The following is a 2409-nucleotide window of genomic DNA, read 5'->3' as shown; positions in this document are numbered from 1 at the left end:
ATAGACTTCGATATTCTGGTATTTAAGTCTGGAAATTGCATTTTTAGAACTGGGCTTGATCTCATCAGAAATGGATAAAATTGCCAATAATTCTTTTTCATTGGCAAAGAAAATCACCGTTTTTGCTTCAGATTTCCATTGATCGGCAATTTTTTGGAAGTCTTTTGAAATAGTGATTCTATTGGATTCAATTAGTTTTTGATTTCCTACGAAATATTCTTCTCCAGATTCACTAGTGGCTTTTGCCCCTTTTCCAGTGATACTTTGAAAATTATTGACAAGGCTAGATTTGATATGATTCTCACCCAACTTTTTTGAAACTGCTTCTGCCAAGGGATGTTCTGAACTAGATTCAATTGCAAATAAAATCGGGCTGAATTCTTCTTGAATGGATTTAGAAAGCCATTTTTGATCAGAAACTGTTGGTTTGCCAGCTGTGATTGTTCCAGTTTTATCCAATACGATGGCGTTAACTTTATGAGCCAATTCTAAGCTCTCAGCATCCTTGATCAAAATGTTATTTTCCGCCCCTTTGCCTACTCCCACCATAATGGCTGTTGGAGTTGCCAAACCAAGGGCACAGGGACAGGCGATAACCAATACTGCTACAGATGTTAATAAGGCATGCGTAAAGGCGTCTTCGCCTCCCCAAATCATCCATGAAATAAAAGTTATTATCGAGATAATAATAACCGTGGGGACAAAAATACCGGCAATCTTATCTGCTAATTTTTGAACTGGGGCTTTACTTCCTTGTGCTTCTTGTACACGTTTGATGATCTGAGAAAGTAGCGTTTCTCTTCCTACTTTTTCAGCTATAAAATGAAAGCTCCCTTTTTGATTGACCGTCCCGGCAAATACTTTTTCCTTCTCTTTCTTTTCAACCGGGATAGGTTCTCCGCTGATCATACTTTCATCTACAAATGAATTTCCTGAAATCACCTTCCCATCAACTGGTATTTTCTCTCCAGGCCTAACAATAATTTCGTAGCCCTTTTGAACTTCAGAAATGGGAATTTCCTTTTCTACTCCAGAAATGATTGCTTTCAAGGATTTGGGTTGAAGTCCCATCAACTTTTTTAGTGCAGTAGTGGTATTGGATTTGGCTTTTTCTTCTAACAGTTTCCCAAAACTGATAAAAGTGATAATCACCGTAGCTGCCTCATAATACACATGAGGAGTAATGCCTCGACTAATCCAAAACTCAGGAAAAAGGGTATTCAAAAGACTGAAAATAAAGGCGATACCAGTGCTCAGTGCAACAAGTGTATCCATGTTTGCTTTTCCATGTTTTGCTTTTTTCCAGGCATTAACAAAGAAGTGACGACCAAAAAAGAAAAGTACAGGAATACTTAGAATCAATGAAATCCATTTCCCGGGTTCCCATTGCATGAAAAACATTCCCAATATGAAAATAGGTAATGTTAAAATGGCAGCTCCAATGGTATGGCTTTTTACTTCGTTATAGTAGTCTTTTTGAGCTTTTTCTCCTGCTTCTTCTGAGTTTCCTTCTGTAATGATTAAGCCATATCCGATAGCTTTTAGGGCTTCATTGAGTTCTTCTGGTTGGATTTGATTTGAATCATATTCTACTAGGACAGAGTTGGAAGCAAAATTAACAGAGGCTGATTTGACACCTTCCGTGTAGGTTAAAATGGTTTCAACACTATTGGCACAAGCTGCACAAGTCATACCAGTAACCGGGAAAGTACTCTTCTTTGTGATCTTGGAATCTTCTATCGCGTTCATAGCAAATAATGATTGATTGACATTACAAAATTCGGAATAAATGATAGAAGACTTGTTATAGAATTTTGATTAACTGTTATGAAATTTTGTCTGATTTTTAGTCACTTTTCATTCTAAACTGAACTATAAATGATGAAAAAATCGTCAAGATGCCTATCAATAAAATTGTTGTCGGGATTCCCCAAATGTCAGCTAAAATCCCAGATAGTACTGCTCCTATAGCATAACCTAAATCTCTCCACAACCGAAAAGTGCCAATACTTTCGGCTCTTTGAATCGGATGCGTGTAATCAGCAATAGCTGCCATAAATGTGGGATAAACCAAAGCAGTCCCAATCCCCATCATAAACATGAGAGAAAGCTGGGAGTAGAAATTCAAAAATTCTGGGATTAAAATGAGGACTATGCCCTGTAGTAACAGGCCTGAAAATATTAATTTCTTTTTGGAGAAATGATCTGCGATTTTACCTGTACCTAACTGGGAAACACCCCAGATGAATGGATAACTAGCTGCGATTATTCCAATCTCTTTCAATTCAAAACCATTACTCAAAAGTAATATTGGCAAAAGTCCCCAAATCATCCCATCGTTTAAGTTATTCACTAAACCTGCCTGGGTAATGCTGCTTAATGTTTTATTCTTGAGAGATGTATGAAGGA

Annotated in this window: 2 protein-coding genes; both read right to left on the bottom strand. The window is 37.2% G+C overall.

The window, feature by feature from the left end:
- On the bottom strand, positions 1-1749 hold a 1749-nt coding region (locus Q0L68_RS19640), incomplete at its 3' end, for a cation-translocating P-type ATPase (protein ID WP_296705940.1).
- 97 nt (positions 1750-1846) lie between these two features.
- On the bottom strand, positions 1847-2409 hold a 563-nt coding region (locus tag Q0L68_RS19635), incomplete at its 5' end, for an MFS transporter (protein ID WP_296705939.1).

This window comes from Algoriphagus sp. (genome assembly GCF_024642405.1).
Lineage (GTDB): Bacteria > Bacteroidota > Bacteroidia > Cytophagales > Cyclobacteriaceae > Algoriphagus.
This window is presented reverse-complemented; position numbering and strand designations above follow the sequence as displayed.